Source organism: Ideonella sp. P3_A4 (assembly GCF_056403075.1).
Genome location: NZ_JBFUGE010001011.1, coordinates 1 through 1,483, shown reverse-complemented (window position 1 = coordinate 1,483; position 1,483 = coordinate 1). Strand labels below are relative to the sequence as shown.

General features: G+C 73.3%; 1 protein-coding gene. It reads right to left on the bottom strand.

The window, feature by feature from the left end:
• Window positions 1–1,483: 3'-5' exonuclease (locus tag AC1DYI_RS35360; RefSeq protein ID WP_477208765.1), on the bottom strand; the 1,483-nt coding region annotated here is incomplete at both ends.

The window sequence follows — 1,483 nt, the reverse complement described above, 5'->3', positions numbered from 1 at the left end:
ATCGGTCGATGCGCAGGGCTTCGCCTTCGTCGGCAACGGGCACTTCGTCACCGGCCCAGTCGATGCGCGGGCCGCGCAGCAAGGGTGCACAGGCCGGGCTGGCCAGCACCGCCGCGGCAGCGCGGCGGGCCAGCGCGACTTCGTCGTCTGCCAGCGTGAACTCAGCCGCTGCCGCGGGCACGGCGGCGTCTAGCCAAGCGGCTCGCCGGTCGGAGTCGTCAAGCGGCGGGCCGTTCGGGCCGGCCGCCCATTGCAGCAGGCGGTGAAAGGCCTCGCCGATCAGGGTGGCCCGGGTGGCGGGCGCGGCCAGCACCCGGGCTGGTGCAGCGCGCGGTACCGGAGCGCCCCACACCGGCTCGGGCCAGCGGATCACCTCGACAGGGGTATCGGCAGCCGGGGCGCCAGTCGGTGCAGTCGGTGCCGCGGGGATCCAGGACTGGGCCTCCCCGATGAGCCGGTCCCACCAGGCCGTGTCGGACGCCTTGCGGCGCGGCTCGATGCTGGACAAGACCAGGCGCTTGCGGGCACGGGTGACCGCCACGTACAGGCCATTCAGCTCTTCGCGCTCGGACTCCAGCTCTTCCCTGGCCTGCAGCGGCCGCAGCGACGGTGCGAGGCGGGCCCAGCGTCCGACAAAGGCCACCGCCGTCGGGTGGGTCGACTCGACCGGCCAGTCGACCAGCAGGCTGCCGCTCTCGGGGTTGCGCGCCTCGGGGTCGGTGTCCATCAGGAACACGACTTCGGATTCGAGCCCCTTGGCGCCGTGCACGGTGAGCAGACGCACCGCGTCGTCCGCCGCCGCGACGCTGCCGGTCAGCCAGCCGCTCTTCAGCGCCCGCACGAAGCGGTAGGGCGTGGTGTAGCGGCCGCCGTCCAGCGCCAGTGTCTGGGCCAGCAGGCTGTCGATCACTGCGCGGGCATGGTCGCGCCGCTCGGGCGGGGCCGAGCGCAGCATGCGCGCGGCGATGTCCCCCTCGTGCAGCACGCGGTCCAGCAGATCGTGCGGCGGCAGGATCCGCGCCACTTCGGCCCAGCGTGCCATCAGCATCGCCGCACGTGCCAGGGCCGGCGGCGCCTGCGGGCCGGCGGTCTGCAGCGCGGCCCACCAGCCGCCGCTGCCGGCGCTTCGCGCCCGGTTCGCCAGCCACATCAGGTCGGCATCGCTGGCATCGAAGATCGGGCTTTTCAGCGCCTGGGCCAGCGACAGGTCGTGCCCAGGTGAGGCCAGCGCGTCGAGCAGCGCAATCACATCGCGCGCTTCAGGTTCGTCGGCCAGCTGCAGCTCGTCCGGCCGCACATGGGGGATGTGCACGGCACGCAGCGCATCGGACAACTGGGCCAGCACGGTGCGCCGGCGTGCCAGCACCTGGATGTCGCCTGGACGCAGGCCTTGTCCAGCCAGCAGCTCGGCGATCGCTGTGGCCACCTGGCGCGCTTCGGCCGCGGTGCGCCGCTCTTCTTCTTCGACGCGCGGCACGGTCAG